We start from the raw sequence: 26,057 nt of genomic DNA, 5'->3' as shown, positions 1-26,057 counted from the left end.
ATGACCGGAACGAATCTGATCTATCGTGGCTCGGAATGGGATTTCGAGTCGCTGCACCGCGCTCACGAGGCGATCGAAGAAATCGCACTCGGCGAGTTGGGGCTTGATGTCTATCCCAACCAAATCGAGGTGATCACCAGCGAACAGATGCTTGATGCCTATGCCGCGATTGGCATGCCGCTGATGTATCACCACTGGTCCTTTGGAAAACACTTTGCTCGCGAAGAACTGCTGTATCGCAAAGGAGCACGTGCGTTGGCGTACGAGTTAGTCATCAACTCGAACCCATGTGTCTCGTACGTGATGGAAGAAAATACGATGACAATGCAGGCGTTGGTGATCGCGCATGCGGCGTTCGGACACAACCATTTCTTCAAAAACAATCACCTGTTCCGCCAATGGACGCGGGCGGATCGTGTCTTGGACGATCTTGCCTATGCCAAACACTACATCTCGGATTGCGAGCAGCGCTATGGGCTGCAGGCGGTCGAAAGCATCCTGGATGCCGCGCATGCGTTAATGGGGTATGGCGTCAGCCGGTACGCTCCCAAACGTGCCGCCACCACCAAGGACCGAATCGCCAAGGCGGAATCACGTCGACAACACGAACAATCGACCTACAACGACCTTTGGCGGACCCTGCCCAATAAAGGCAAGACTGCCGCCACGGGAAACGAAGAACTCGATAACGGGGTGGCCAATTCACTGAGTCTGCCCGAAGAGAACGTGTTGGCCTTTCTTGCTAATCATGCACCGAAGCTAAAGGATTGGCAACGTGAGATCTTGCACATCGTTCGTCGCATGGCGCAGTATTTTTATCCTCAGCGTCAGACCAAGATGATGAACGAGGGTTGTGCCACCTATGTGCATTACCAAATCATGAACCGTTTGTACGACGCCGGCAGGATCGAAGAGGGATCGATGCTCGAGTTTCTGCACATGCACTCGGCCGTCGTCACGCAGCCTCGTTTTGACGATCGTCGGTTCAGTGGTATGAATCCGTATGCGATTGGTTTTGCCATGATGCGGGACATTGCACGAATTTGTGAGGATCCCAGTGACGAGGATCGGCAATGGTTCCCCGAGTTTGCTGGCAACGGCCAAGCGATGGCAACGCTGCGAGACGCATGGTCCGAATATCGCGACGAAAGCTTTATCTTGCAGTTCCTCAGCCCACGGCTGATCCGCGACATGCACTTGTTCGCCGTTGGCGACGAGAGCGGGTTGCCTTATTTGGCGGTCGAAGCGATCCACGATGAATCAGGATATCGTGAAGTCCGTCAACGGTTGGCCGAACAATATGACATGCTCAAACATGAACCGGAAATCGAGGTCACCGAAGCCGATTTGACGGGCAATCGTCGTTTAGTGCTGACTCACCGCGTTCGTGGTGGACGGCTGTTGTCAAAAAATGACTGCAATCGCACGCTATGCCACATCGCCAATTTGTGGGGCTATCGCGTGCGATTGGTCGAAGTCGATTCGCAAACCGGCAAAACCTTGAACGACTACGATGTCGTCGCGATGCCATAACGCTACGGAGCAGGTGTCTTGTTGGGATCCGCGGTTTCCAGGAACCATAACATCTCAAAAATCTCGTCCTGAGTGTACTGGTCCATCAAACCTTTGGGCATCATCGAATTGGGCGACTGCACCATCTCTTCGATATCATCTTGTGCGATCACCGTCGGCGATTTGGCTTCGGGGTTTTCCAACACCGTCACGTTGTCTTTGTCTTCGTTTAGGATGATCCCCGTGACGACGCGGCCTTGAACGGTCAAAATTTGGTGCATCGCGTACTTGGCGTCTACTTTGTGCGACGGATCGATGATCTCTCGCAATACCGCAGCTCGGTCTCCTTTGAATCGGCTGAAGACCTCGGTCAAATCCGGTCCGATCGTGCCACCTTCGCCACGGACTTGATGACACCCTTGGCATGAAGCTTCGGCAAAGATGCGAGCTCCGATATCCGGAGAACGTCCTTTCATGCCATTTTCGATCTCGCCCAATAGGTCATCCATTTTCCATGCTTGCACAAACGTGCGGTTGCTACCGATGGGGTTAGCCGGTTCGACGGGATTTTTCATCCACGCATCCAAATCCTTGACCACCACCATCACGCCGTACATGCGGTACCAGTGCTGAGGAAAGGTACAAACGTAGGGATATTCGCCCGGTTCGGTCGGCGCATCGAAGGTGATTCGATCGATTTGATCGGGCTGAACCATTTGGCTCGCTGCCAACACGCTGTCGAGTTCGGGAACAAACGGCAAATCGTTCCAACCGCCCGCTGATCCGACAACGGCACCTGCTTGAGCCACTTCTTTGAGCGCCCCAGGTGCGGTCACGACCAAATTGTGAGGCATCAAGTCGTGGTTCTCGAGCACGATTTGCACGGGGCGGCCGGCTTCGACGGCAAAGTAGGGGATGTCATATCGCATCTCTTCCTCGACCGCTCGAATTCGCACCACGCGAACTGAGACTTCACGCAATCGGCTCCGATACGATTTGACTTGTTCGGCGGATACCGCAGCCATCAATTGATCGGCCAATTGCATCGCATCGACAAATTCAGCCGTCGTTCGCTGAGCCGGTGCGGTGGATTCAGCCAAATCGACAAGCGTCGCCACCAATGCTTGGCTGGTCTTTGCCGGTCTTTGTTTCGTTGGCACACGCAATAGCGTTCGCACCGCAGCCGATCGATACTCGGGGTCCGCAACAAACGGGGCGATCAAATCAAACGTTTCGGACGGTTGCGACGAAATCGCTGCCATCGCGGTGATCGCACGATTACGAACCTTTTCGGATTCCGTATTTTGGATCAGCTCGACGACATGATCTCGCAACGCGTCACGCTGCGAAAGGTCGGGAACCAACCCCACTGCGTCAATCCACGCCAAAGTGGATGCATCGTCGGTCGATGCAATCGCCCATGCTGACTCGGCATCCCCGATGTGAATCAAGGCCGCTAGCCCCACCGCACGCAGGAAAGGATCTTTAGCATCACTCGCGGTTTCTTGAAGCATCGACTTGTTTTTTGACAAGGTGGCAACGGGCTGATCAAGCAACATCTCGGCAAGCACCTTGGCAGTCCGTTTGCCTTGCCGATCATCCAATTTGATCTTCCCTAGCGCGGCCAAGGTTTCCTCGGCAATACTGGTTTCACGCAGTTTTGCCAACGCCGCCACCGATTCGTGCCGGAACTGAGGCGACATTCCATCGCGACTGAGAATGGCTTCGTAGACAGGAATGTATTTCACATCGTCGGTTTGCCGTGGCACCATCAGCAACCGCTCGCTATCGAGCCGGTTTAGTTGATAGGCCACAATCCGTGGACTTTTGTCCAAGAAAACCGTCGGTGGTTGGACCGAACGCTCGGTCGTGCCGTGCGAATGATCGTCGGCAAAACAAACCAACGACGGTGCACAAACGCTAAACGCCAAAACAACGAAGAAACGCATTTCCAAACCACCCAACGGAACATCAACACGAGAAGAAACAGACACAAAAAGGAGTCCGTCGCCCGAAGATGGGCAACGCACTCGTTCACAATCACCGACACGGTTGCCGCGGCCCGCACCGGCGGCGACCGCTACTGCCGCGGGCCATACTTATTACTGCCGCAGCCTCTACTACCGCGGGCCCTACTGCCGCGATCCCTATTGTTCGAGGGCTCGCATGGTTTCATCGAGCGTGTACTGCAAGTATTCGTCCATGTCGTACTCTAGCACACCGAGGGCGAGTTCGATCGCTTCGTCGCCCTCGAGGAAACTAACCGCCCGCACCGCTTCCAGACGAACGCGAGGATGTTTGTCGTGGATCGACTTTTCAATCAAATCGCGATGATTGGGAAGTTGGTCCATCATGAACGAAACGACGCGAGTCGCAGCCGCCCGAGCACGATGATCTTTGGCCGCAAGGACCTTTGCCAGCAGCGTTTCGTCAACTTGATTGTGACTTTGATGAACCCACAATGCTTCGAGCAGGTGATGTTCGTAGTCTTCATCGCGGGTGTCGAGCGATGCGACCCAAGTTTTCAGCGCCGCAGCGACCTCGTCGGCATCACGTTCGGCGAGTTCACGACGCGCCCGGTAACGCGTGCGATCCTCAGGCAACTTCAACAGTTCCAACAGATTGGCAATCGGTTCTCCGGCGATCTTGGCCGGCTCGACCAACGGTCGCGTTTGATGCGTGATTCGCCAAATACGTCCGTGCGAATGATCACGACTGGGGTCACGCAAATTGTGTTGCAAGTGACCGATCAACGCATTGTGCCAATCGACGATGTAGAGCGATCCATCAGGAGCGATTTGCACGTCGACGGGCCGAAAGTTGCCATCTTCGCACGAAACGATCGGCTCGACTTCGACGCCCACAAAACCGCTGCCTTGTTCGGTTACTTTGTGGCTCATCACCATCCGATCACCGATGCAATTGGTCACCAAGAAATTGCCTTGCATGTCCTCGGGAAAATGCCGGCTCGACATCATCGCACATCCAGCCAATGGACGCGTGCGTTTGGGATAGAAACGAGGGTAGCTGTAATTCGGATCGCCCCCGGTAATGCTTGCCAATCGGCGGTGTTGAGATCCGCCAGGGTGTTTCAGGGGATACTCGATGTGTCCCGAAATCGGCGTTGCCCAATAACCAAACCCTGGCGACGCATCGCCGATAAAGTTTTGGCCCCAGCGATCAAACACGTGTCCCCACGGGTTCGAAAACGCCATCGAAACATGGACTCCGAATTTTTCGGTCGTCGGATCGTATCGCCAAATTCCGCCTTCGGCCAAACGGACCAACCCGTGAGGCGATTCGACCTGAGAATACTTGAACGTTCCTTCTTGGAAGTACAGCCCTCCATCAGGCCCCCATTCGAATGCGGCAAGCCCGTGGTGCGAGTCGGCAGAATCGAATCCGATCAATTGACGCACTCGCGTGTCCGCTTTGTCGTCACCGTCGGTGTCCTTCAACAACAACACATCGGGTTGTTGTGCACAATAAACGCCGCCTCGACCGATCTCGAAGCCCGTCGGTTGGTGCAAACCACCGGCGAACACTTTGCACTCGTCCGCGGTGCCATCGGAATCGTGGTCCTCGAAAATCAGCAGTTTGTCATCCATCGGCGTCTTGGGTTTCCAGTGTGGATAGGACGCCATCGTCGCGACCCACAACCGGCCTTGGTTGTCAAAATTCAGTGCAACCGGATTGGCCAATTCAGGGAACTCTTCTTCCGAGGCAACCAATTGGATTTGGTAGCCCTTGGGCAACGTAAACAATTTTTGTTGTTCAGCGGCATTGAGATAATCGAGCGAGCCCAGCTTTCCACGTTTGGCATTGGGGTCATCGGGGCCGCCGACGTTGGTTTTGGGATTGATAAAGGCAAGGGTGTTCGAATCGTCCACCTGATCGGGAACCGATTTCCCTTGTGCAACCGCCCAGATCCGTGCGTCGCGATTGGCCGTCATCTGGTCCAAAATCTCGCGTTCGCGTTCCATCACATCGGTGTTGTTGTACGTCCCATCGCTGCCCGCTTTGCCGCGAGCCCCATAGATCGAATAACCGTTGACGGCACGATAGCGATGGAACCAATGGAAATTCTTGTCTTCCACCTGTTCTTTGACCGCCGCATCGACGCTTGTCGGCCCTCCATCCCCAAACAGCCCTCGGTCCAAGATCGGAGCCAATGCCGCATAACCGTTTGCGTTTAAGTGAGCACCGTTGATCGTCAGTCGCTCGTCCGATTTTTCGAACAGTTCTTTCGTTGGCGAATAAAGGTCGACAAACCCCACACCGGTTTCTTTGGCAACACTTTCAAGGGCATTGGTATAGAGGGCAAGGTTTTTGTTTTGTTCTTCGCCCGAGGTGACGTTGGGATCTCCGACGTCTTCGAATGCGATCGGCGAAATCAGCACAATCCGTGGGTTTCCCTTGCCGTAATCTTTGCCCTGAGTTTCCTTGACCAACTGGGTCATCTGCTCGGTGAATTTGCCGAGCCCTTTTTTTCCGTCAAACGATTCGTTGAAGCCAAAGAAGTAGAAGATCACGGACGCTTGGCTGTGAGCGAGGTGTTTGTCGGGATCACCAAAATTCTGCGAACGAATTCGCTCGTAAGGTTCATCGCCTGGAAAACACAAATTACGAACCACCAACTCCAAGTCGGCGAAGCGTTGATGCAGCAAACTCTCCCAATTGTTTTCAGTCTGCAAACGCTCGCCGAGTGCGTTACCCACTAAACAGATGTGGTCGCCTTTCTGCAGTTCCACTTCGGCCGCACTGCATGGCGTCGGTGCCACCGTCAAACTCACGCCGTAAAGCATGAGAGCAACGAGGTATTTCGTATATTTTTGCATCAGGTTTTTATTCTCCGAATGGTTTTCTAGACGTTCGCGTTCGCTGGACAAACGCTGCATTGCAAACAATCACATCCACATCGAGGGGCACATCCACATGGAGGGGTTCCGATCATACACGGAGAAATGGGAGGTGGTAGTTCGCAGTGACAGACAAATGGAAACGCAAGCGTGTGCGGGGAAGGAAAGGTGATAGGGGAGCGTAACGCGTAATGGGGTAGGTGAGGGTAGGGTAGGGCGGGGCAGGGTGCAGCGTCCGAGGTTGCAATGGTTCTTAGTCAACCGCTCGCTGCGCCCCATCCTGTACCACGGGACTTGAAATATCTTGTATCATTCAGACATCCTTTATCAATTATCCGACACAACACCCCCGTTCCACAAGAACCCATTATGATACAAGCGGAATCCATACGGGGCACGAACGGCAACGAAAACAGCTTTAAAAGCAATTTTTTTAACCAGATGGAGCCCTCGGATCAAATTCAAACCCTTTTCGACTACGTGCCTGGCATCTCGTTTTTTGTGAAAGACGAGCAGAGCCGTATGGTTAGCGTCAGCCAATCGATTGTCGATCGATTTGGGTTTGAACACGAAGATGAGGTGATCGGCCGCACCGACTATGACTTTTTCCCGGCTCATATCGCCGACAGCTTTGTTCGCGACGACCAACAGGTGATTCGCACCGGCGAGCCGATGATTGATCGTGTCGAAATTTGGTACACCGAGCAGCGGATGTTGGATTGGTTTGTGACCACCAAGCTACCGGTTTATGGCAAACAGCGGGCGGTGATCGGGATCATGGGAGTGATCCGCAGCTACGAAGGGCATCGCAAAACCGCGTTGCCGTACAGTCAAATCAGCGGAGTGGTCGAACATATCCGCGAAAATCATCGCGGACGCATCACCGTCGCAGAACTTGCTCAACGAGCCAATCTTTCGACACGTCAATTACATCGAAAATTCATGGACGTGTTTGGAATGAGTGTGCAAGACTTTCTGATGAAGACTCGGATGCAAGCGGCATGCGATGAACTGATCCACACGCACACTTCGATTGTCGACATCGCCAACCAACTTGGGTTCTGCGACCAAAGCGCGTTCACGCAACAATTCCGCAAACATATCGGGGTCACCCCGTCACGATTCCGTCGTCAACACCGATTGTCGTGATCGCGACGTAATACGCAGGTTATCCGAGCGAACCACGACGATTCCCTCTCCCTCTTTCCGGAACCTCGAAACATGAAAATCGGTTGCCTCGTCCTCCTTGCCTGCCTGATCGTCTCTCCCGCTTTTGCCGACGACATGACACGATTGATGACCTACAACATTCGCTACTTGAATCCCAATGATGGCCCCGACCACTGGGATCATCGCGTCGATGCCGTGGCGGAAACCATCAAAAGCGCCGATATCATCGGGTTGCAGGAAGCGACGCGAAAACAGATCGATGATCTCGCGAATCGACTGCCGGAATTCCAGTGGTATGGTGTTGGACGCAGCGATGGCAAGGATGGTGGCGAGTTCTCGCCCGTGTTTTGGCGACGCGACCAATTCGACGTGACGCGAAAAGGAACCTTTTGGCTCGGTCCCGATCCACAGGCCGTAGGTAAAAACGCGTGGGGCGCGAATCTGCCCCGAATTTGCTCGTGGGTCGAAATCCAATCCAAACACAACGCCACTCAGATGTTGCTGATGAACACTCACTTTGATCATCAAAGTGCGACGGCGCGAGAAAACTCGGCCAAGTTGATGCGAACCAAAGCTGCCGAGCTGCGTGGCCAACTGCCCGTGGTGATGATGGGAGACCTGAATGCGACTCCGGACTCGCCCCCTTTAAAAAACCTGCTTGCCGAAACCGGCGAAGGCGTGACGTTCCTAGATGCGAGCAAACTCAGCAAATCCGAACCAACCGGCCCGCGGGGGACGTTCAACGGTTTCAAGGCGATTCGCGCCGACTTCAAGATCGATTTCATTCTATTGAGTGATCGACGAATTGATGTAGTAAACCACCAAACACTCGACCCGAAAACCGAGAACGGCCGTTTCGCTAGCGACCACTTGCCGATCATGATCAACGTTCGTTCGCATGCGTCCCAAACCCCAAAAGACGAATGATCCCACCGGGGCCGCTATCCGGGACCGCCGAGCCACCCCAAACGTGGTCGACGGACTACGAAATAATGTCGCGGCGGTTTTGTACATAGTCCCAAACCACGAAGCGATCGAGGTCTCGGCCGCTGGTAAAGAACACGCGGCCTTTGGTGGTTTCGGCAAGCCGGTAGGCGAAGCGGATGTCTTCTTCGCTCTGTGACCAACTTGGGACCAGAAAGATGTTGATCGTGATCCCTTCCTTTTGGCACAACCGAGCTTCGCGCATCGTCGCTTGCTCGGTCATCGGATCGGGTGGATACAGCATGTACAACCATTCGTCTTCGAAATGCGCCGTTGGCAACCCATCGGTAATCAACACAATTTGTCGATTCGGAGTATCGCTGTTGACAAGATTCTGCCTCGCGAGTTTCAGCGAGTGCTGGATATTGGTGAAATGGGGATGGACTTGGTGCTCGCTAATTTCATTGTCACTCATGTCGGCTTTGAGCCGCACCCAGGGGTCATGAATGGTCACGTTCTTGGGCATCAGCTCGATGATTTCACCGGGCGAGATGAGCTTGGCGAACGTGTACATTTCAATAAACCGCAAGAAATCTCCCGGGTACTCCGACTGGATCAACCCTTGCATCGCCAGCGCCATGCGTTTGACATTGATGTATTGACCGTCGTACCGCATCGACCCGCTCATATCCATGATCACGCAGGTCGCACATTTGGGGTGATTGCGTGTCTTGTGAACAACGATGTCGTCGCCATGCAGTCGCAGAGGCCGCTCATCGCCATGCCGCAACAGCGCATTGATGATCGTTTGCGGCAAATCGATGTTCGCAACACTGTCGCCAAATTCGTACGGCTTGGTTTGCTGTAACTCGACCGCCCCTTCGCCCACGACGTCGCCGTGGTGACGCCCTGATCGCGAGGGTGCCAATTGGCTAAAGATTCGCTCGAGCAGCCGACCTTGAAAGATCTTGTAGGCCTTGGGGGTCAGCCGAAAGCCGCCTTTGTTGTTCGGATCCTTCTCTAACCCTTGGCGTTCGGCCTGTTCGCGAGCCAGGTTTTCGAGATGACGCCGCATCTCTTCGAGCTGCTGCATGTCGCCGGGCTGCGTGAACTCGCTTAACATCTCCATATCGATGATCGCGATCTGAGCGGTTTTCGCGGCCTCTTCGAGTTGTTTCAATAACTCGTCAATCTTTTCGAGTTCCTCTTTGACCTCGAGCGCCTTGGTGATCGTCATCGACTCGATACCGGTGAAATGGTACTTCGAGGCCAGTTCTTCGATGTTATGCTTGTCACTCATCCGCTGAGTAACCTTCAAGAGGTTCCGCGCATTTTGGCTGTTGTCGTCCCCTGCTTGGTACCATAACGATTCCAACAGGTACGGTTGTTCTTGCATTACGGCGCGGCGAAAGAACTTGTCAAGCTCCTTTGGCAATCGCACTTCTTTGGTCGATTGCTGAAACGCACGGCGTGCTTTTTTCTGGACCGTTTCACATTCGTAAGTCTCTAAGATTTTGCGTTTGCGTTCCTCGAGAATCGCTCGCAGCATCTCCAAACTTGGCCCCAGTCCAGCCATCTGACTGGCGTCCAATCGAATCGCTCGAGCAAGTTCCTCTTCGGTCAACTCGTGATAGTTGCCGTACATCAACGCCTGCTCGAACGCCGAAGAAACGAGATCCGGCGGAGGCTGAGTCGGCGATGGAAACTTGGTCGGGTCGTATTTTTGATAGGCGTGAATCACGCCCCCGAGTCGACGGTCCATTCGGATTTCCTGAGAATGAAATGATTTGAGGAAAAAGCTTCGAGCCAGTCATATCGGTGATCGGTTCAGCGAACACAGGCTAGAAGCCTATGCGTTAGCAGCCTGTGTGACGGGGCTGCTTAGAACTCGTATTGGATTTTTCCAAATCGCTGCGAGCGACTGATTCGTTCCATGCTGTACAGACCTGCCAAGACAAACTCGACACAACTGGCGCGGACCGCATCGTTTTCGCTGGCATTCAATTCGAACGCCTTATTCCAAGCCGGAGGCACTTGGCGAAGTCGTTCGGCATAATGGCTGCTCGGCAGCATGTCGCCGACTTCGACACGCACACCACCGCGAAAGATCTCGGCGATATCCGACAATCCGTGCTCTTCGACATACTCTTTGAAAACAACTTCAATCGCCTGCGCGACCACCGCATCCAAGACTTGCCGCTCACTCATCTGATGGGTTCCCATCAAATCAAGTTCTAACTTGCCGAGTGAACTGGAATAGATATGGCCGAGATCACTGATTCGCGGCACCGCAGGTTTCTCACCATGCAGCACGCCTCGTTGACGTGCCGAAGCAATCAGCGTGCGGAAGTTCGCCAGCGAGAATCTTGCCGATACACCCGAGGCTTGATCGATGTACTTGCTGCGACGCGCCTGGTTCGTGATTTCCTCGACGATTTGATACATAAAGTACGGCACTTGGACGGGGTAGTTTCCGTCAAGATCGTCCCCGACTTCCTGCTGTAAAATCTCGATTCCTTGATCACGTTCGCTGGGATAGTGAGTCTGGACGATCGAGCCGATTCGGTCCTTGAGTTGCGGGATGACTTTGCCGCTGCGATTGTAAGTCGACGGGTTGGCTGAAAACAAAATCACCAAATCAATGTCGAATTGAATGGGATAGCCACGAATTTGCACGTCACGTTCTTCGAGGATATTGAACAGACCGACTTGGACCAGATCGTCCAACTCGGGCAATTCGTTCATCGCAAAAATGCCGCGATGCATCCGCGGAATCAAACCAAACGACAGCGCCTCTTCGGTACTCATGCTGACGCCACCGGTTAGCTTGGCGGGGTCGATTTCGCCAATGATGTCGGCAAACTTTGTTCCCGGACTCAGCCGTTCGGCGTAACGCTCGCTGCGGTGCCACCAAGCGATGCGGATCTGGTCGGCCGGGGTGTCGCGACACAAACGCTTGCCAGCCGCAGAGATCGGTTTCTCGGGATCCTCGTGGACAGGCAGCTCAGGATGGTCAATGTAGGGCACCCACGGGTCAAGAAAACGGGTCAACATCCGCATGATGCGGCTTTTGGCTTGCCCCTTTTCCCCCAGAAACAACATGTCGTGCCCGGCGAGCAGCGCCAAATTGATTTCCGGAATCACGGTATCTTCGTAGCCGACGATCCCAGGAAACAACGGCTCGCCGCTTTCCAGCATCCGAACAAAATTGTCCTGCATCTCTTGCTTGACGCTTTTCGAAGTCCAACCGGACTCGCGTAACTCGCTCAGCGTCGACACGCGGGGGCGTTCACTCGCAACGTTCATAAACTCTCAGTCCAAGGTTTTGTGACGTACCATCTCTGTGCACACATTCTCTGTGCAGACATTGTACGAGCTTGGCGAGCGTTATTGCATGACTTTTGAATGAGTTAGATTCAGTTCGCCCCGAGTCAGCACATCTTGAACTCGAAAATACTCGTTCGCTAGCGGGGTTACCCGCACATGCCATTGGAGCTGATGGCTTCCCGAGCCAAGCCAAAGATCGACGTATTCCGAGTCGGCATCGAGCGAGACAATCTCGCCATCGACTCGAACCTCGCCATAACGATGGCGTCCCGCCGAAGAAGACATCAAGCGAACTTCCATCGGAGTGGACAGTTGCAATTGCCCCGAAAATTCAATTTCAACGACTTGCTCTTGCAAGCTATAAATTGCCGAATATTGAGTCAGCGTCTCGGGTGTGACCAAGCCACCAGGCATATAGACGATGCGAAAATGAGTCGGTCGTCCGTCGATCTTCACTCGCCCGATCATCCCCGTCGCGCTATCGACCAACGCAGGCCCGGGGACCACGTTGCGTGACTCGGGCACTGCGGCCGGTTTGACGTTGTCCCACTCGCCGAGTTTGACAATGTAGAACGGCAACTCCGATTCCAAGCTGCGGATCTCGCGTTGCAGTTCGAGCCGCTGCAAGCCTTCGGCATCGGCTTCGATTCGGCGTTTGATCGCGATCACATGAGAACGAATCGAATCGGCCGAACGTCCGTCCGCTCGATCGGCTGCAATCTTCCATCGATCGGCCAACGCATTCCACTCGGCGATCGACGAGGTCTTCGACAACGCCAACTCTTGTTTGACCAAACTCGCAATCCGAGCATCGCTGACTTTGGCTAACCAAGGCAATCCTTGGTCCCAATTGCGAAGCATCAAACAGTAATATCGGCCTGCGACCCCCAGATCCAAATCTGAAGCAAAGGGAATGGCATCGGGGCGGACCACCGTTTCCGACATTTTGGTGGACAATTCAATCGCTTGGGTCAACCGCTGTGCGTCGATCCAAAGCGGTTCGTCGTCCACCGCGTTAGCCAAACTGGCGGCGCCGCGGGCGACTTGGTTACTCTTTTCAAGCGATTCGCTCGTCAATAAACGTTCGGCCAACACAAAACCATTGCGTGCTAAAAAACGCTTGGTTTCGTCGAGATCCACGATCGACAAGGAAGCCAAGTACGTCTGCACCAATGTCTCGTCATTGTCCAATTCAAAAGTGCGAGTCAGCTCATGAACCAAAGCTTCGACCTTTGCCACGTCTTGAACCAACCAAGCATGCTCGGCAACGGTTCGCTGAATCACGTAGGCATCGTCGCTGTTAGCCGCGTCAAGCAAGGCGTCTTGCAACTGTTCGATCAACTCTTCGACCGCTGCGGGCAGCATCCGCGTGCCGAGTCCAGGAAAACGCGATTTCAACTTTTCGCGAGCCGCCGCCTGCTGCGCCAACGTGGGAACGGCAATGCGTTTAGGATGATCTTCGTTTACGTCGCCCATTTCAGTGATCGCGTCGTTCATCCCATCGATCTGGCTCAAACGATCGAGCGAGTCGATCCACTGAAGATCGTCCGTATCGGAGGTTACGATGGCGAAAGGATCGGGCAAAAATTCGGACGCGGAATTGAAGTTCGAGTTGGCTTCGAGCGAGCCCGCCATCACCACCGATGCCGAAGACTTGCTCGGCGAAACCTCGCTAGGGGCCAACGAAGGCACCGATGAAAGCGCGGCCAACGATGCGTCGATAGCTACATCCAATGGATCGATCTCGGACTCGGCCTTGGCACTCGACTCCGAAGTCAACGGGCCGGCAGTCATCGGGGCGGCCGCCGCTGGATCCGCTGCGACTGCAACCGATGTCGCCGGAATATCCATCGCGTTTTCAGTGGTCGTCGGAACCGACTTGGATGCTGCAATGGCGTTCGTGTTCGCTGGGGTGGACGGTTCAGTCGAGACCGTGGCCTGGGGATCGGACGCGGTAACTGCGGTCGCCAGAGGAACGCTAACCGCTGCGGCAGCAACCTTTGGCACGACAGCAACCATTGCCTCGGGGGCAACCTTTGGATCCGTGCCGGGCAACGCGTCTGCCACCGACGCCTTGCCGGGCACGGCGTCCGTGGTGTCGGCGTCCGCTATCGCAGGCGCGTCCGCAAACTCACCATTGAACGCCTGATACGATTCAGGCCCCAAATATTCTTCGGGACCGAGATCCAGGTTGGCAACTCCAAACAGCGTCGCAACAAGCAACCCGAACAACGAAAGCAACATCCAAGGATGTTGAATCGAATTCCGCATGTTGACGAGTCGACGTCGCCGCACGCCTGCTTCGATCAGATCTTGCGAATCGAGGCTCTGCGTCCAATTGGCAATCGAAGCTCGCGTTTGGACCATAAACGGAGTCTGACTCGAGCTCGAAAGATCAAAGTCAAAGGGATCGTCATCCGATGCTGCATCGGCGTTGCTTGGATTGCCAACCGATCCAGCCACACCGATACGAAAGGTCTGCTGTTCCGACCACAGCGTTCCCTCGGGAAGCAAACGCCCCACCAGGATTCGCTGAACAAAGTCGTTGCGGTTTCGAGGATCGAGCACTCGGTAAGCCGCCGTCACCAGCCGCGACAATTCACGTTCGCGTTGGGGTGAGGGCGACGTGAGTTGTTGGTCAGCAAGCAATTTACCACCCCGCGCAACCGCCTGGCGAATGACCGGCAATCGGCATTCGTTCAGACGTAAGCCGAGACGTCGAAATTCTTCGACACTCAACTCGCTCGTTTCGATGTTCGTGCGTTGCATCAACTCTCAAAAAAACCTTTACTCAAACCGATCCGGTGTTGTTTCGATCCGGCGTTGTTTCTGTTGTCTGTACGTTTCTGTTTTCTGTACTTTCGTCCCACAAACCGAATTGTTATCAAACGGTTCTAATCCGACACATCGGTGCCGGGGCGGGTTCTCAGTGGAATGTCGTTTCGTGCCGTTTCTCCGCTGCGTCGCATCTTCTGCGGTGCATGTATCGATTTTTCGGAAATTCAAACGTCGCAAAGATGAAACGCTTTTTCCAAAGAATCGATCGGATCGTCGGCGGTGGGAATAAATTCTTGGGCGATATAGCCCTGATATCCCGTTGCGACGATCGCTCGAACAACCCCTGGGTAGTTGATTTCTTGGTTCTCGTCTAGCTCGCCACGCCCTGGATTTCCGGCTGTGTGATAATGCCCCACAATCGGATGATACTGGCGAATATTCCGGATCAGATCCCCGTTCATGATCTGCACGTGATAGATATCAAATAGCAGTTTGAACTTGGGCGAATCCATCGCGTGAACCAAATCGGCACAAAGGTGTAAATCATCGCCCCAATATCCGGGGTGCCCCTTCATGGGGTGTGAATTATCGCGACTGTTGAGGTGTTCCAGCACGATGCCGACGTTCTTTTCTTCGGCATAAGGTAGTACACGTTTCCAACATTCCAAACAGTTGCGACGTGCTGACGCATCACTGATTCCTTTCTTTGCCATTCCGGTAAAGGTAATGACGTTCGGCGCACCATACTGCACGGCGAGATCAATTCCTTGACGCAGCTTTCTTTCCACTTCGGCGTGATTTTCAGGATCGAGAGGCCCATTGGCAAATCCATGACTGCCGGTGAGAGCGATTTTAAGCCCAATCTTCGTCACCGCGTCGTAACTGGACGCCGGAATCCCCTCGATTGCTTCGAACCCTATCCGCTTGCAGTGCTTTGCCAAGGTCACCGGATCGATGTCGCTGAAGCACCACCCCATCACCGATTGATGAACACGCCGTGTTTTCCCGTCGGTGGTGTCAGCGGCATCGTCGGATTTTGCTGAGTCCGCAGGCGTGGTTTGAGCGTGACACATGGTTCCGCTCGCCATCGAGAATGCCGTGCCTGCAAGCAAAGCCTGAGTTGTCAAAAAATCACGTCTCTTCACGGGGCACGCTCCTTGGGCAGCGAATCAGTGGTTGGGGGGAGTGACACGCCATTGTAGACGATGCCCAACTCGGGATATGCCCAATTTGGACGGGTTGGGGGCGAGGAAAGTTCGTCACATCGCCGAAAAAACCCTAAACGCAGCTTTGCGTGAGACACCGTTCCCTTAGCCATTTAGCAGCAAAGCGAAAGAAATGGACGGCAACCCCCACGAAACACGACACCCGCGATCGAAATGGCAGGGCTCCCGTGGAAGCAGGGCTCCCGCAGAAGCAGCGAGCTAAGGAACCGCGACGCCGGCCCAGAAAGGACGTTTTCGATCCGCCCGGCGGCGGGCGTCTTCGAGCAACGTTTCGAGCGAACCGTCAAAGTCAAACATCACCCGACGCGAACGGTAACGAATCGTCAACGGTTTGCTCATATCGACGTTCCGCATCGGACGCAGCCAGACCATAAATTGCTCGGCCGGGCCTTGGATGATGCGAATCTGGTTGTCGCTGCCAATCGACGCCGAAACCGATGCTGCACGAAGCCGTTCGGATTGCTCCCACAACAATGGATCCACGGCGACATCCGACTTGATCGCGCCGAGCTCTAACCACCAAAAGAAATTGTCGCCCGCGCGCATCGTGACCGCATCGATGTCATCCGGAGCCTCTTTGCGAACGTGTGACGGCAAACGCATCCACTCGAACAAGCGATGAATCTCTTCATAGAAAAATTCGCGTCCACGGCCTTTGTACATCACCACCATCGCGTCGCTTTTGAATTTGACGTAATCGTCCATGATCGGTCCGTTACGGACCAGCGGCGTGGGGGCTCCGTCGCGTTCTCCCATCACCAAGTACATCGGCACATAGGGAGCGTTGGGATGGTAATGGGCAATGGTCTTCGCCGGTTCACCACTGATCGAAATCATGCCAGCCCACAGATCAGGATGCGAATAGGCGATGTCCCATGCAGCGGCGCCCCCTTCGCCATGCCCGGCAATGAAAATGCGATCGGCATCGATCGAGCTGCGACGCATTGCATCGCGAAGTGAAACGAGGACGCGTTCATGTTCTCGTGCACTGTATTCGTAATCCCGCTGCGAATCGCGAGTCCACAGCGGCGCGACGACGATGAATCCGTAACGAGACGCGTGCCCTAGACGAGCCTGCATCTCTTCGTTGTAAACCCCGCTCCACCAATCAATCTCGGACACCGGAGTGCCTCGAACCGGATGCAAGGCAAGCACACAGGGGTACTCGCGAAGCGGGTTGTAATTCGGTGGCAATTGCACCACGTAGCGAGGCCGCGGCGGCTGATCCAATTGCTCGGTTTCGTCGCCGACCAAGTACATCCCAGGAATCGTCGCGTGCGCTGCCCCCTCGGGCCAATCGAGCGCCGGCGTCAGCAGCGGCAACATGCGATCAACATACTCGGCTTCGGCACCTTCTAGATTTTGAAGCTCTGCCAAAATCGCTTGACGACGCCCGGCATCGGAGGTGCCCAAATACTCCGCCACCAAATCGCGCACCTTGACCAGCGAGATCGTGATGGTCAGGTTTTGCTCGCCAGATCCGCTACCGAGCAACCAACCGGCAACGGCCAACGCGACGCGGTTTTCGAGCGGCACCGCTTCGGATTGCCCCAAACGGATGTAGTCGCTCAAACGGATCATCGTCGCCGACGAGAGTCCTTGTTTGATCTCCGTGAAAATGGGCTGCAAGTCTTCGGCTTGTTTTAGCTGCTGAATCTGGCCATCGAGCTGTGCGATCAACGCCTCGGCTTGACGCTGCGAATCCCGAATCTTTTGCTTTGCATCTTCGACTTGCAATCGGGTCACACGGCCGAGTTGGTCGGTGGGAAATTGTTCGAGAATTTGTAACGCCAAATCCTCCTGCCCCGACTCCGCACGCAACTTGGCCTCGTCGAGCAACTGATTCGCTTGACGTTCGATCAAAACCACGACTTGCCGCTGCATTTTTGCAGCCTCTGGAAACGTATCGATCGCTTCACGCAGCACATCGATCGCGTCGCCGTTGCGACCGGCTTCCATAAAAAAGCGAACCGCCTCAAGCCGTTTGTCGAGATTGTCCCAATCCATTCGCCGGCGGAAGATCGACTTCAGCGTCTCCGACTTCAGCGAACTGGTCGCCAATCGCATATCCCATACATACGATTTTTCGCCTTTGAGCCCCTGGACTCTGGCATAGCGGCCATTGATCTCGGTGATCCCTTGGACCAAACGCATCGGCGACCCATCAACCCCGCGAACCGTCATCACGCGGCGGCCGAATTCATTAAACGGCGAAACGCCAAGAATGCTGCCAATCGCCGAAATTTCCTTGCCACCAAGCGGTGTTGGCTGCCAAAATTCAATCGATTGTTCGATATCGCGAACGGCGACCGGCGGGGCGGCCGACATCCCGTTGCCATGCAAATAGATCCGCGTCAAACCGTCATCGATCACCCAAATTGGCCGCAGTTTGATCTCACCTGCGGCGGCCGCTGAAAATGCATTGGCGTTGAGCGAAGCAATCTCGGCCTTGGATCCCCGCAACGTCATCCCGTTGCGAAGCTGAAACAATTCCTCGGCCGATACACCGGACGCCAAGCCGCAGGTCATCGCCACGACAACCACCCGCACAGCGAAGCCAATTTTCAGACGCAACCAAGTGTTCAAACGACCCTCGTTCTCAATTTCCGACCCACACACACGCTCCACAGCAAACAGTCCGCTGCAAACAGCCTGCAACAAAAGTCGATTGCAAACAGTCCGTTACAAGCATTCGACACGCTGCCAAGCTGGGGCAGTCGTTCGGCGACTCTATTTTACTTAAGACGGCTGATCTTTGCCCGCGGTCGTCAAAATCGTTACCGCCCGCAACAACGAACGGCCGATCGGAGCCACCCCCTCACGAAACGATTCGACGGTCGGCATCGTCTGGCCCAACCAATTCTGCGGCTGAACGCTATGAAACCACGCCACCGGGTTGCCCCGCATTCCATTGGCCGGGCCCTCGCCCCCCAATCTTTTAACGGCCAAGCTCTCCACCGCCAAGTTTTCAGCAGCCAGAATCTTTTCCGACGTCAACATCGACAGCGTGTTTTCGGACGAAGGGACTTCGCCCGACGATGGGACAGCGGACGAGGCAATCGACGATTCGGCGACCGGCGTTGTTGAGGGTGCCGAAGGCCATCGAAACGCAATGACCATCACCGCGGCTGCCACGAGAACCATCGCTGCGGTAGTACGTGACGGCCAAACCCGAGGTTCCGCTTCGCCGAGGAAGGATTCGCGACCATCGACATTCGCATTCGCTGCGCCGATCAAAGCATCACCGCGTGGCTCGCCACAACGCAGCACCGATGCGATTTGTTGCCAAGCGACCAGACGCTGATGACAGGATCGACATTGCGAAGCATGCGACTGCAGAAGGTCGTCGCCATCGAGCGATTGCCGCTGGTCGATCTGATGCTGAAGCGTCCGCAAAAATTCGTCGCAAGTCATCGTTTCACCTCCGCGGCAACGAGACTTTTGGCAGCCACGACGACTTCGCGTTGAAGCAGTTGGTCCATGATGGCCACACGAGCGCGATGAACCCATGTTTTCGCCGTGCCCAGCGGACAACCGAGCTGGTTTGCGATTTCGGCATAACTCATCGATTGTTCGTGAAATAGCTCGAACGCTTGTCGATGGTTTGCGGGTTGTGAGGCGAGTGCCAACCGGACTTCTTCACGCAACGAGTCGGCGGCGATTTTCTCTTGGACTCGATCCGCCGCCGGTTCGACTGGAACCCCGGTGGCGACTTCGTGGCGATGTCGCGACAAAACGGTTCGGCAACGATTCCCTGCAATCGTGACCAACCACGGTTCGATCGGGCGTTTCGAATCCCAACGCGACAGATACCGCGCCAAACGAGAAAAGGTTTCCTGGGTCATGTCCTCGGCGTCTTGGCGGTGACGCATGAACCGCATACAGACGCCAAAGACAAGCGAATGGTAGCGTCCGACGAGCTTTTCGAACGCGGCAGGATCGTTTTGACGGTGACGTTCGATTAGAAACGCAGTCGATTCTTCCATGCCATTTTCCTAGCGACCGCTAAAGAATCGTTTCAGTGCATCATCGGCGGCGTCGCGTGAACTCTCTTTCATGTTCTTTTTCATTCCCTCAGGCAGCTTCTTCGGTTTCTGCTTTTCAGGAATTTTGCGTTTCCGCGTTGTTGAGTCCTCTTCGTTGACTGACAGCTCGGTGCTATCGGAATCGGTGTCGTTTTTCGCTTCGGCGGGATGGTCGAGCCGCAATTGTCGTGTTTCAGGATCCGAGATTTTGCGGACGCGATCGATTTGATCGGCTTCGTCCAACCATGAATTGACATCGACCTCTTCGAACTTGCTGTCACCCGATCCGGCTTGAACCACCCGTGCGGCGGCGTCTTCGACGTTCGCGACTTGCGGTTTCTTAGCCGCCTGCAACCCATGCTCGATCAGCACTTCGAATTCCAACTTGCCGATCGTCAGCTTGTCGCCCGGCTTGAGCACTTTTGCCATATCGGTGGGCAAACGCTTGCCGTTGACCAAGGTGCCATTGCGACTCTTCAAGTCCTGGACAAGAACGCGGCCATCCTTCAAGACAATGATGCAATGCTTGCGGCTGACCGATTCGCTCTTGGGACGCAGCGAACAGGAATCGCTTCGCCCAATCAGAAATTTCTCGCTGGCAACGGCAATCTCCTTGCCGGCGTGACTTCCCGTCAGAACTTTCAACATAACTTTCATGAAGCACCTCTCAATTGATGGCTGACGTCCGCGTCGCGAGAACGATCATCCCACCTCACTCGGCCACAAAATACTCTTGGACGCTCGTTCGCCAAGAATCATTTTCGCTCCGCCTGATCACAATTGGGTTGCGAAAGGATTCCCAATCGTTTTTTCCAACATCACTCTCCGCAGGCTATCTAGCACGATAGTGCTTCGACGCAGGACGTACGGTTCGGAACGACTCATGACAAGCCTATTCACCCCGCACGCAGCTGGCAGCGCCCATTCCAACAGGCGCCCCCTTTTTTTTCTCTACCCTCTCGCATTTTGCGGCAGCTCACCCCCCGTCTAGAGTCGTGTCCAAGGTCAGCGAGTGCCACATCTGCAATAGAGAACTGATGTACATCCTTGTCAGTCTACCACCACAGCTCTGATTCTAAACCGTCGCAAGGAACGGATCATGCCTTTATTTTGTTTTTAAAGCAAGTCCAGACGCCTTAACGACACCGTTTCCACCTGGGTTGAATATAACGATGCTGCTTCCCGACCGTTTGTCCCTGCGACTACCATTTAACGCTTTTCATTCCAATCGACCTGACCAAACCGACTCGCTTGGATCTGGTGCGATCGCTCGATCAGCGTCTCATCCAATGCAAACTTAACAAATTTCATACCAAACGCCTCCGCCATCGCCGAAGTCAGTTCCGTTGAGAGCTCTTGCAGCGAAATTTTCTGCGGCGTCAGACTTACCACCCCCGGTAATTCGGGGGAGTGGGGGCTGACGTCCATCAAGATACTGCCGTGCTGCAGAACCGCCTTACGACTGGTCCGCTGGGCACTTCCGCACACTTTGTAGCCCGCTACCACCAAATCCTCGTCGGTGCGTCGCTGAAAACAGAGGAACGGCTCGTCGCGTTTTTCGCCTGACGCAACCGTTTGGACCGCCTGGGCCCCCAAATCAGCATACCGAGACGCCGAGACGCCGAACCGCCCGAGCGACTCGATGATGGCGAGATGGATTCGCTGGTAAAGATCCGATTTCGCCCCCGCTGGCACATTTTCCAACGGCCACACAAAGCTGTACGTCAATTCGTTGTGATGCACGATCGCACCGCCACCGGTCGCGCGACGCACAAAGGCGCAATTCGCGCTGGGCGAATGAGCCAACCGATCCCTCGCCTTTTGAAAATAGCCGAGTGAAACGGTTGGTTCGGACCAGGTGTAGAAACGGAGCGTCGGAACGGCATCACGGTCGACCGACTCTAACAGCGCCTGGTCGATCGCCATGTTCTCTGCAGCCCCCCCGGCGGCAACCTCGATCAATCTCGCTTGCAACACGCTCCCTTATCTGGATTCGAGTAATCAACCGCTCGCATGCGGAGCATTAACCGGATTCGGCGCATTGCTTTTTGTAGGCGGCTGCATCCATCAACGATGAAAGATTCGAGTCGTCGCTGACTTTGACCTTGATCACCCAACCGAAGTCGTAAGGGTCGTCATTCAATTGGTCCAAGTTATCAGGCAATTCACTATGAACTTCGACAACTTCGCCGGTGATCGGGCTGTACAACGGGCTGACCGCTTTGACCGACTCGACTTCGCCGAATTCTTCGCCTGCGGTGACCTGTTTGCCGACTTCGGGAAGGTCCATATAGACGAGGTCGTTGAGTTGCTCGATCGCAAACGCGGAAATCCCGATGGTTGCGACTTTCTCGCCACCTTCTTCGGCCACATCACACCACTCATGTGACTCGGCATACAACAATTTTTCTGGATCACGGGCCATGCAAAAATTCCTTCTCTGACGATCGAACGGCTTGGACGATCAAGCCTTGGTAGGACGTTTGTAAAAGGGAAGGGGGGTTACGTTTGCAACCACGGTCTTCCCGCGAATATCAATTTGAAACTGTTTTGCATCAGCATACTCGGCATCAACGTAGGCCATCACAATCGGATGACCGAGCGTCGGTGATGGACCGCCACTGGTGACAAAACCGATTTTCTTTCCATCGGCATCGAGCACGTCACAGCCTTCGCGAGCCGGCCGTTTGCCTTCGGGAATCATTCCCACGCGAACTTGCTTTGGCCCTGCCGCCTTCACTGCCCGCAGCGCGTCGTCGCCAATGAACGAACGGTCTTTTAAATTACACGCAAACGACACCCCAGCCGAAATTGGATCAATCGATTCGTTTAACTCATGACCGTACAGCGGCATCCCCGCTTCCATTCGCAACGTGTCGCGAGCCCCCAGCCCGGCGGCGGCAAAGCCTTCGTCACGACCGGCAAGCATGATGTTTTCCCAAATCCGGTTGGCTTCTTCGGCGCGAACGATCAACTCGAACCCGTCTTCGCCAGTATAGCCGGTTCGGCTGACAATCACTGGCTTTTTGAACTGATCGGTGATGGTGGCTTGGTAATATTTCAAGCGGCTTGGATCAAACGCAAACAATTTCTTACAAACATCGATCGCCTTGGGACCTTGGACGGCGATCATCGCCGTCAATTCGGTGCGGTCAGACATTGTCACCGTGGGAAAATCGGGCAGATGCGGAGTGATCCAGTCCACGATTTTCTGATGATTCGATGCATTGACGACCAACAAATGAAATCGTCGATCCGAGGGCGTCTTCAAATGAGAGACCAAGACGTCGTCCAACACGCCGCCTTCGGCGTTGCACATCAATCCGTAGCGAACGCCGCCAACCGGCAAATCCGAAACTCGACGGGTCAACAGATGATCGAGCAGTTGTTCGCTGCCATCTCCATCAAAGCGAATCCGTCCCATGTGCGAGACGTCAAAGAGGGCCGCCGAGGTTCGACACGCTTGGTGCTCGGTGACGATCGAGGAATACTGGATCGGCATCTCATAGCCCGCAAAGGGGACCATTTTTGCACCGGCGGACCGGTGCCATGCATCCAACGGGGTGGTGGAAAGCGAGGTATTCATGGCAAGTCCGCTAGGGGCAGGAGTGTCCATCGATTTTTCAGCACCGGCAAAGCAGCACAGATAGCTACCGCGGATGCGTTAGTCAGGGGAAAGGCGGCCGTGATGTCAACGATCAGTGTGTGACCGGCAGACGCCGATCAACACGCGTCAGTTTATACAGAACCCCACGCTCGAAAAGCCCCAAGCGGCCATTGCGCTATCGCTTTCGCCGCTTCTTCTTTTGTCGCGCTTCGTTCTTGCGTTTTGTCCCCACCCGTTCCTTGGTGTGTTTCGGACGTCGTGAACCCGCAACGCTCGGTTCTGAGGAGTGGTTTTTAACCAAATCAAAAAACAGCTGGCGTTCTTGCAGGTCGATTTTCGCAATCTGGACCGTCAATAAATCTCCGAGCCGGAATCGATTTCCATCGCGGAACCCGACCAATTGTTGCCCCTGACGCTCAAAACGGTAGCGGTCCGAGGGCAATGCCGAGACCGGCAAGAATCCATCGACAGGCAGTTTGATACAGCGTGCGTGGATGCCGTCGGCAAATACCCGGCTGACCACCGCATCGAGTTTCTCGCCCACCTTCTTTTTCAAAAAGTGAAGCAGTTTCAACTCGATCAAATCACGTTCGGCTTGCTGCGCATTGCGTTCCATGTCGCTGCAGTGATGGCCAAGCCGCAGCAGCACTTGGAACGAATCATCAGGCGTTTTTTGTCCGTCAAGCAGTTTTTGCACCAACCGATGCACCGACAAATCGGGATACCGACGAATCGGACTGGTGAAGTGACAATAATGCTCCATGTCGAGCGCGTAGTGGCCTTCGCGCTGAGGCCCATAGACGGCCTTGTTCATCGCCTTCAGAACGGAAAAGTTGACCGCTTGCTCTAGCGTCGTGCCAGCGACTTGGTCGAGCACCCGTTGGATTTCAAAGCGACTTTCGAGCGATTCAACGTTGATCCCTAAATCGCGGACAAACACCTGCAAATCACGAATCTTCCGTCGCTGCGGCGGCTCGTGGATGCGATGCAGGAAATTCAATTCCAAATCATCCAACCACGAAGCCACGGCTTGATTGCCAGCCAACATGAACTCTTCGATGATCTGATGGCTCTCAGTGTTCTCGGACAAATGGGCACCGCGAACTTTTCCTGATTTGTCAAAGTCCAATTTGACGTCCGGCATGTCCAACGACAACGAACCACCCTTGAAACGAGCTTTTCGCATCTGCATTGCAAGGGTGTGCATCCGGGAAAGCAGATCGCAAATCGCATCGCCCCACGGCTCACGCTGAGCTTCGGGATCCGCAAGAAACTTGTCGACTTGCTCGTAGGTAAACCGTTTGTCACTGAGGATCGCTGCATTGTGGACTTCCACGTGCGTGATCGTCAGATCATCGAGCATTTCAATTTCGACGGTCTTGGTCAATCGAATGCGGTCCGGCTGCAGACTGGCCAAGTGATTGCTGATGATTTCTGGAATCATCGGCACGACGCGATCAGGCAAATAGACGCTGGTCGCCCGGTTTTTCGCTTCTTCGTCCAGCACACTTCCTTCGGGAATAAAGCTGCTGACGTCGGCGATATGCACCCACAAACGCCAACGTCCTTCTTCACGCTCGAGCGAAATCGCATCGTCAAAATCACGTGCGTCAAACGGGTCGATCGTGATCGTCAGCAATTGGGTCAGATCCTTGCGTCCCTCCGGCACCACCTCGTCGTTGAACGCATCGGCTTGCTCGCGAGCTTCATCCAGCACGTTTTCGGGAAAGTGGTCGGGCAATCCGTATTGACGCATGATCGTCAACGTATCGATCGCTGGATTGGTACTGCTGCCCAATCGCTCCAACAGCACCGCTTCGCCACCATGGCCGTCGTCGTCGGGGAACTCGACCATCTCGACAAACACTTTGTCATCGTCGCTGAGCGGCAGCCCACGAACGTCACCGATCGAAACCGGCTGGCTGTAGGGCGTCCCGTCAAGGAACACTGCGGGCTCGCCGCGGATCATGCGAAACGTCCCGGTGAATTGGCGCCGAGCACGCTGCAGGATTTTGACGACGACGCCCTCTTGGCCTCCCTTGCGACTCGGTTGGACCTTGACTTCGACCACGTCGCCTTCGAGCGCCCCGTGGGTCGATCCCGGAGGGACAAAGAGATGCTCGGCAATCTCGCTTTCGTCATCATGTTCGCCGGGGCGAACGAAACCAAAGCCGCCGCCCATCGCGCGACGGAAGGTGCCGCGAACATAATCGCTGCCTCCTTCGAAAGCCCCGGCAGGAATCACCAAATGATTCGATCCGTAAACCACGCGGCCTTCGATCACGAGCTGTTTGACAACTCGCCGAAGCTCGCGATAGCCATCGGAATCCAGCTTCAACGCCTTGGCGATCTGCTTGGGTTTGCTGGGGCGGTAGACAGACGAGCTGATATGACGAAGCAGCTGGTCGGTTAATTCGGGTGATACATCCATTCAGAAAAGAATATCCGATTGATAGGTTCCGAACACTCCATCTGTGGAGACCGGCGGTCTCTTACGACACAGAAAGTGCTCGTCAGGCATCCGATTGGGCTGAAACGCACCAAATACCGCTTGCGATTTTAAGAGAAATCGTGGAATGCGGCAGCCATACAACAGCAATACCGCGCGGTCAGAGCCTGGGGATTGAGA

Annotated in this window: 17 protein-coding genes; 3 read left to right on the top strand and 14 right to left on the bottom strand. The window is 54.8% G+C overall.

Annotated elements, in window-relative coordinates; translation table 11 throughout:
* Positions 1 to 1,533, top strand: coding sequence for a SpoVR family protein (locus ABEA92_RS09635; RefSeq protein ID WP_345683606.1), 1,533 nt, complete (start codon positions 1 to 3; stop codon positions 1,531 to 1,533).
* A 2-nt stretch (positions 1,534 to 1,535) separates the two neighbouring features.
* Here ABEA92_RS09635 and ABEA92_RS09630 read toward each other — a convergent pair whose 3' ends face one another.
* Both ABEA92_RS09630 and ABEA92_RS09625 read right to left on the bottom strand, forming a co-directional pair.
* Complete coding sequence (locus tag ABEA92_RS09630) at positions 1,536 to 3,506, bottom strand: c-type cytochrome (RefSeq protein ID WP_345683605.1); 1,971 nt, start codon at positions 3,504 to 3,506, stop codon at positions 1,536 to 1,538.
* 153 nt (positions 3,507 to 3,659) lie between these two features.
* Complete coding sequence (locus ABEA92_RS09625; RefSeq protein WP_345683604.1) at positions 3,660 to 6,350, bottom strand: PVC-type heme-binding CxxCH protein; 2,691 nt, start codon at positions 6,348 to 6,350, stop codon at positions 3,660 to 3,662.
* Positions 6,351 to 6,740: 390 nt separating this feature from the next.
* On the opposite strand from ABEA92_RS09625, the gene ABEA92_RS09620 reads away from it, so the two are divergent.
* Together ABEA92_RS09620 and ABEA92_RS09615 are read left to right on the top strand one after the other, a co-directional pair.
* The gene (locus tag ABEA92_RS09620) at positions 6,741 to 7,520 is read left to right on the top strand and encodes an AraC family transcriptional regulator (RefSeq protein WP_345683603.1); all 780 of its coding nucleotides are present in this window, start codon (positions 6,741 to 6,743) and stop codon (positions 7,518 to 7,520) included.
* Positions 7,521 to 7,592: 72 nt separating this feature from the next.
* The gene (locus tag ABEA92_RS09615) at positions 7,593 to 8,468 is read left to right on the top strand and encodes an endonuclease/exonuclease/phosphatase family protein (RefSeq protein WP_345683602.1); all 876 of its coding nucleotides are present in this window, start codon (positions 7,593 to 7,595) and stop codon (positions 8,466 to 8,468) included.
* Between the two features lie 55 nt (positions 8,469 to 8,523).
* On the opposite strand, the gene ABEA92_RS09610 is transcribed toward ABEA92_RS09615, so the two are convergent.
* From ABEA92_RS09610 to ABEA92_RS09555, 12 genes are all read right to left on the bottom strand, one after another.
* Positions 8,524 to 10,227, bottom strand: coding sequence for a vWA domain-containing protein (locus ABEA92_RS09610; RefSeq protein ID WP_345683601.1), 1,704 nt, complete (start codon positions 10,225 to 10,227; stop codon positions 8,524 to 8,526).
* Positions 10,228 to 10,346: 119 nt separating this feature from the next.
* Entirely contained in the window at positions 10,347 to 11,771 is a 1,425-nt protein-coding gene (locus ABEA92_RS09605; protein WP_345683600.1) for a magnesium chelatase ATPase subunit I, read from the bottom strand.
* 81 nt (positions 11,772 to 11,852) lie between these two features.
* Complete coding sequence (locus ABEA92_RS09600; protein WP_345683599.1) at positions 11,853 to 14,561, bottom strand: holo-ACP synthase; 2,709 nt, start codon at positions 14,559 to 14,561, stop codon at positions 11,853 to 11,855.
* Positions 14,562 to 14,794: 233 nt separating this feature from the next.
* The gene (locus tag ABEA92_RS09595; RefSeq protein WP_345683598.1) at positions 14,795 to 15,715 is read right to left on the bottom strand and encodes a TIM barrel protein; all 921 of its coding nucleotides are present in this window, start codon (positions 15,713 to 15,715) and stop codon (positions 14,795 to 14,797) included.
* A 279-nt stretch (positions 15,716 to 15,994) separates the two neighbouring features.
* On the bottom strand, positions 15,995 to 18,382 hold the full coding sequence (locus ABEA92_RS09590) for an alpha/beta hydrolase (RefSeq protein WP_345683597.1): 2,388 nt from the start codon (positions 18,380 to 18,382) through the stop codon (positions 15,995 to 15,997).
* 153 nt (positions 18,383 to 18,535) lie between these two features.
* Positions 18,536 to 19,210 (bottom strand): hypothetical protein, encoded by a 675-nt coding sequence (locus ABEA92_RS09585; protein ID WP_345683596.1) that lies wholly within the window; start codon positions 19,208 to 19,210, stop codon positions 18,536 to 18,538.
* Positions 19,207 to 19,782, bottom strand: a complete 576-nt coding sequence (locus tag ABEA92_RS09580) for an RNA polymerase sigma factor (RefSeq protein ID WP_345683595.1) — start codon at positions 19,780 to 19,782, stop codon at positions 19,207 to 19,209. The genes ABEA92_RS09585 and ABEA92_RS09580 overlap by 4 nt, the downstream gene beginning before the upstream one ends.
* Positions 19,783 to 19,791: 9 nt before the next feature.
* The gene (locus tag ABEA92_RS09575) at positions 19,792 to 20,478 is read right to left on the bottom strand and encodes an FHA domain-containing protein (protein WP_345683594.1); all 687 of its coding nucleotides are present in this window, start codon (positions 20,476 to 20,478) and stop codon (positions 19,792 to 19,794) included.
* 552 nt (positions 20,479 to 21,030) lie between these two features.
* Positions 21,031 to 21,798, bottom strand: coding sequence for a lipoate--protein ligase family protein (locus ABEA92_RS09570; RefSeq protein ID WP_345683593.1), 768 nt, complete (start codon positions 21,796 to 21,798; stop codon positions 21,031 to 21,033).
* A gap of 46 nt (positions 21,799 to 21,844) precedes the next feature.
* The gene (gene gcvH / locus ABEA92_RS09565; protein WP_345683592.1) at positions 21,845 to 22,246 is read right to left on the bottom strand and encodes a glycine cleavage system protein GcvH; all 402 of its coding nucleotides are present in this window, start codon (positions 22,244 to 22,246) and stop codon (positions 21,845 to 21,847) included.
* A gap of 39 nt (positions 22,247 to 22,285) precedes the next feature.
* A complete protein-coding gene (gene gcvT / locus ABEA92_RS09560) occupies positions 22,286 to 23,437 on the bottom strand; it encodes a glycine cleavage system aminomethyltransferase GcvT (protein ID WP_345683591.1) in 1,152 nt (383 codons plus the stop codon).
* 166 nt (positions 23,438 to 23,603) lie between these two features.
* Positions 23,604 to 25,859: a ribonuclease R family protein gene (locus ABEA92_RS09555; RefSeq protein ID WP_345683590.1), complete on the bottom strand. Its 2,256-nt coding sequence runs from the start codon at positions 25,857 to 25,859 to the stop codon at positions 23,604 to 23,606.
* Between the last annotated feature and the right edge of the window lie 198 nt (positions 25,860 to 26,057).

Origin of the sequence: Novipirellula caenicola (assembly GCF_039545035.1) — a bacterium.
In the GTDB taxonomy this organism is placed as follows: domain Bacteria; phylum Planctomycetota; class Planctomycetia; order Pirellulales; family Pirellulaceae; genus Novipirellula; species Novipirellula caenicola.
The sequence above is the reverse complement of the archived record's forward strand: the minus strand, read 5'-3'. Positions and strand labels throughout refer to the sequence as shown.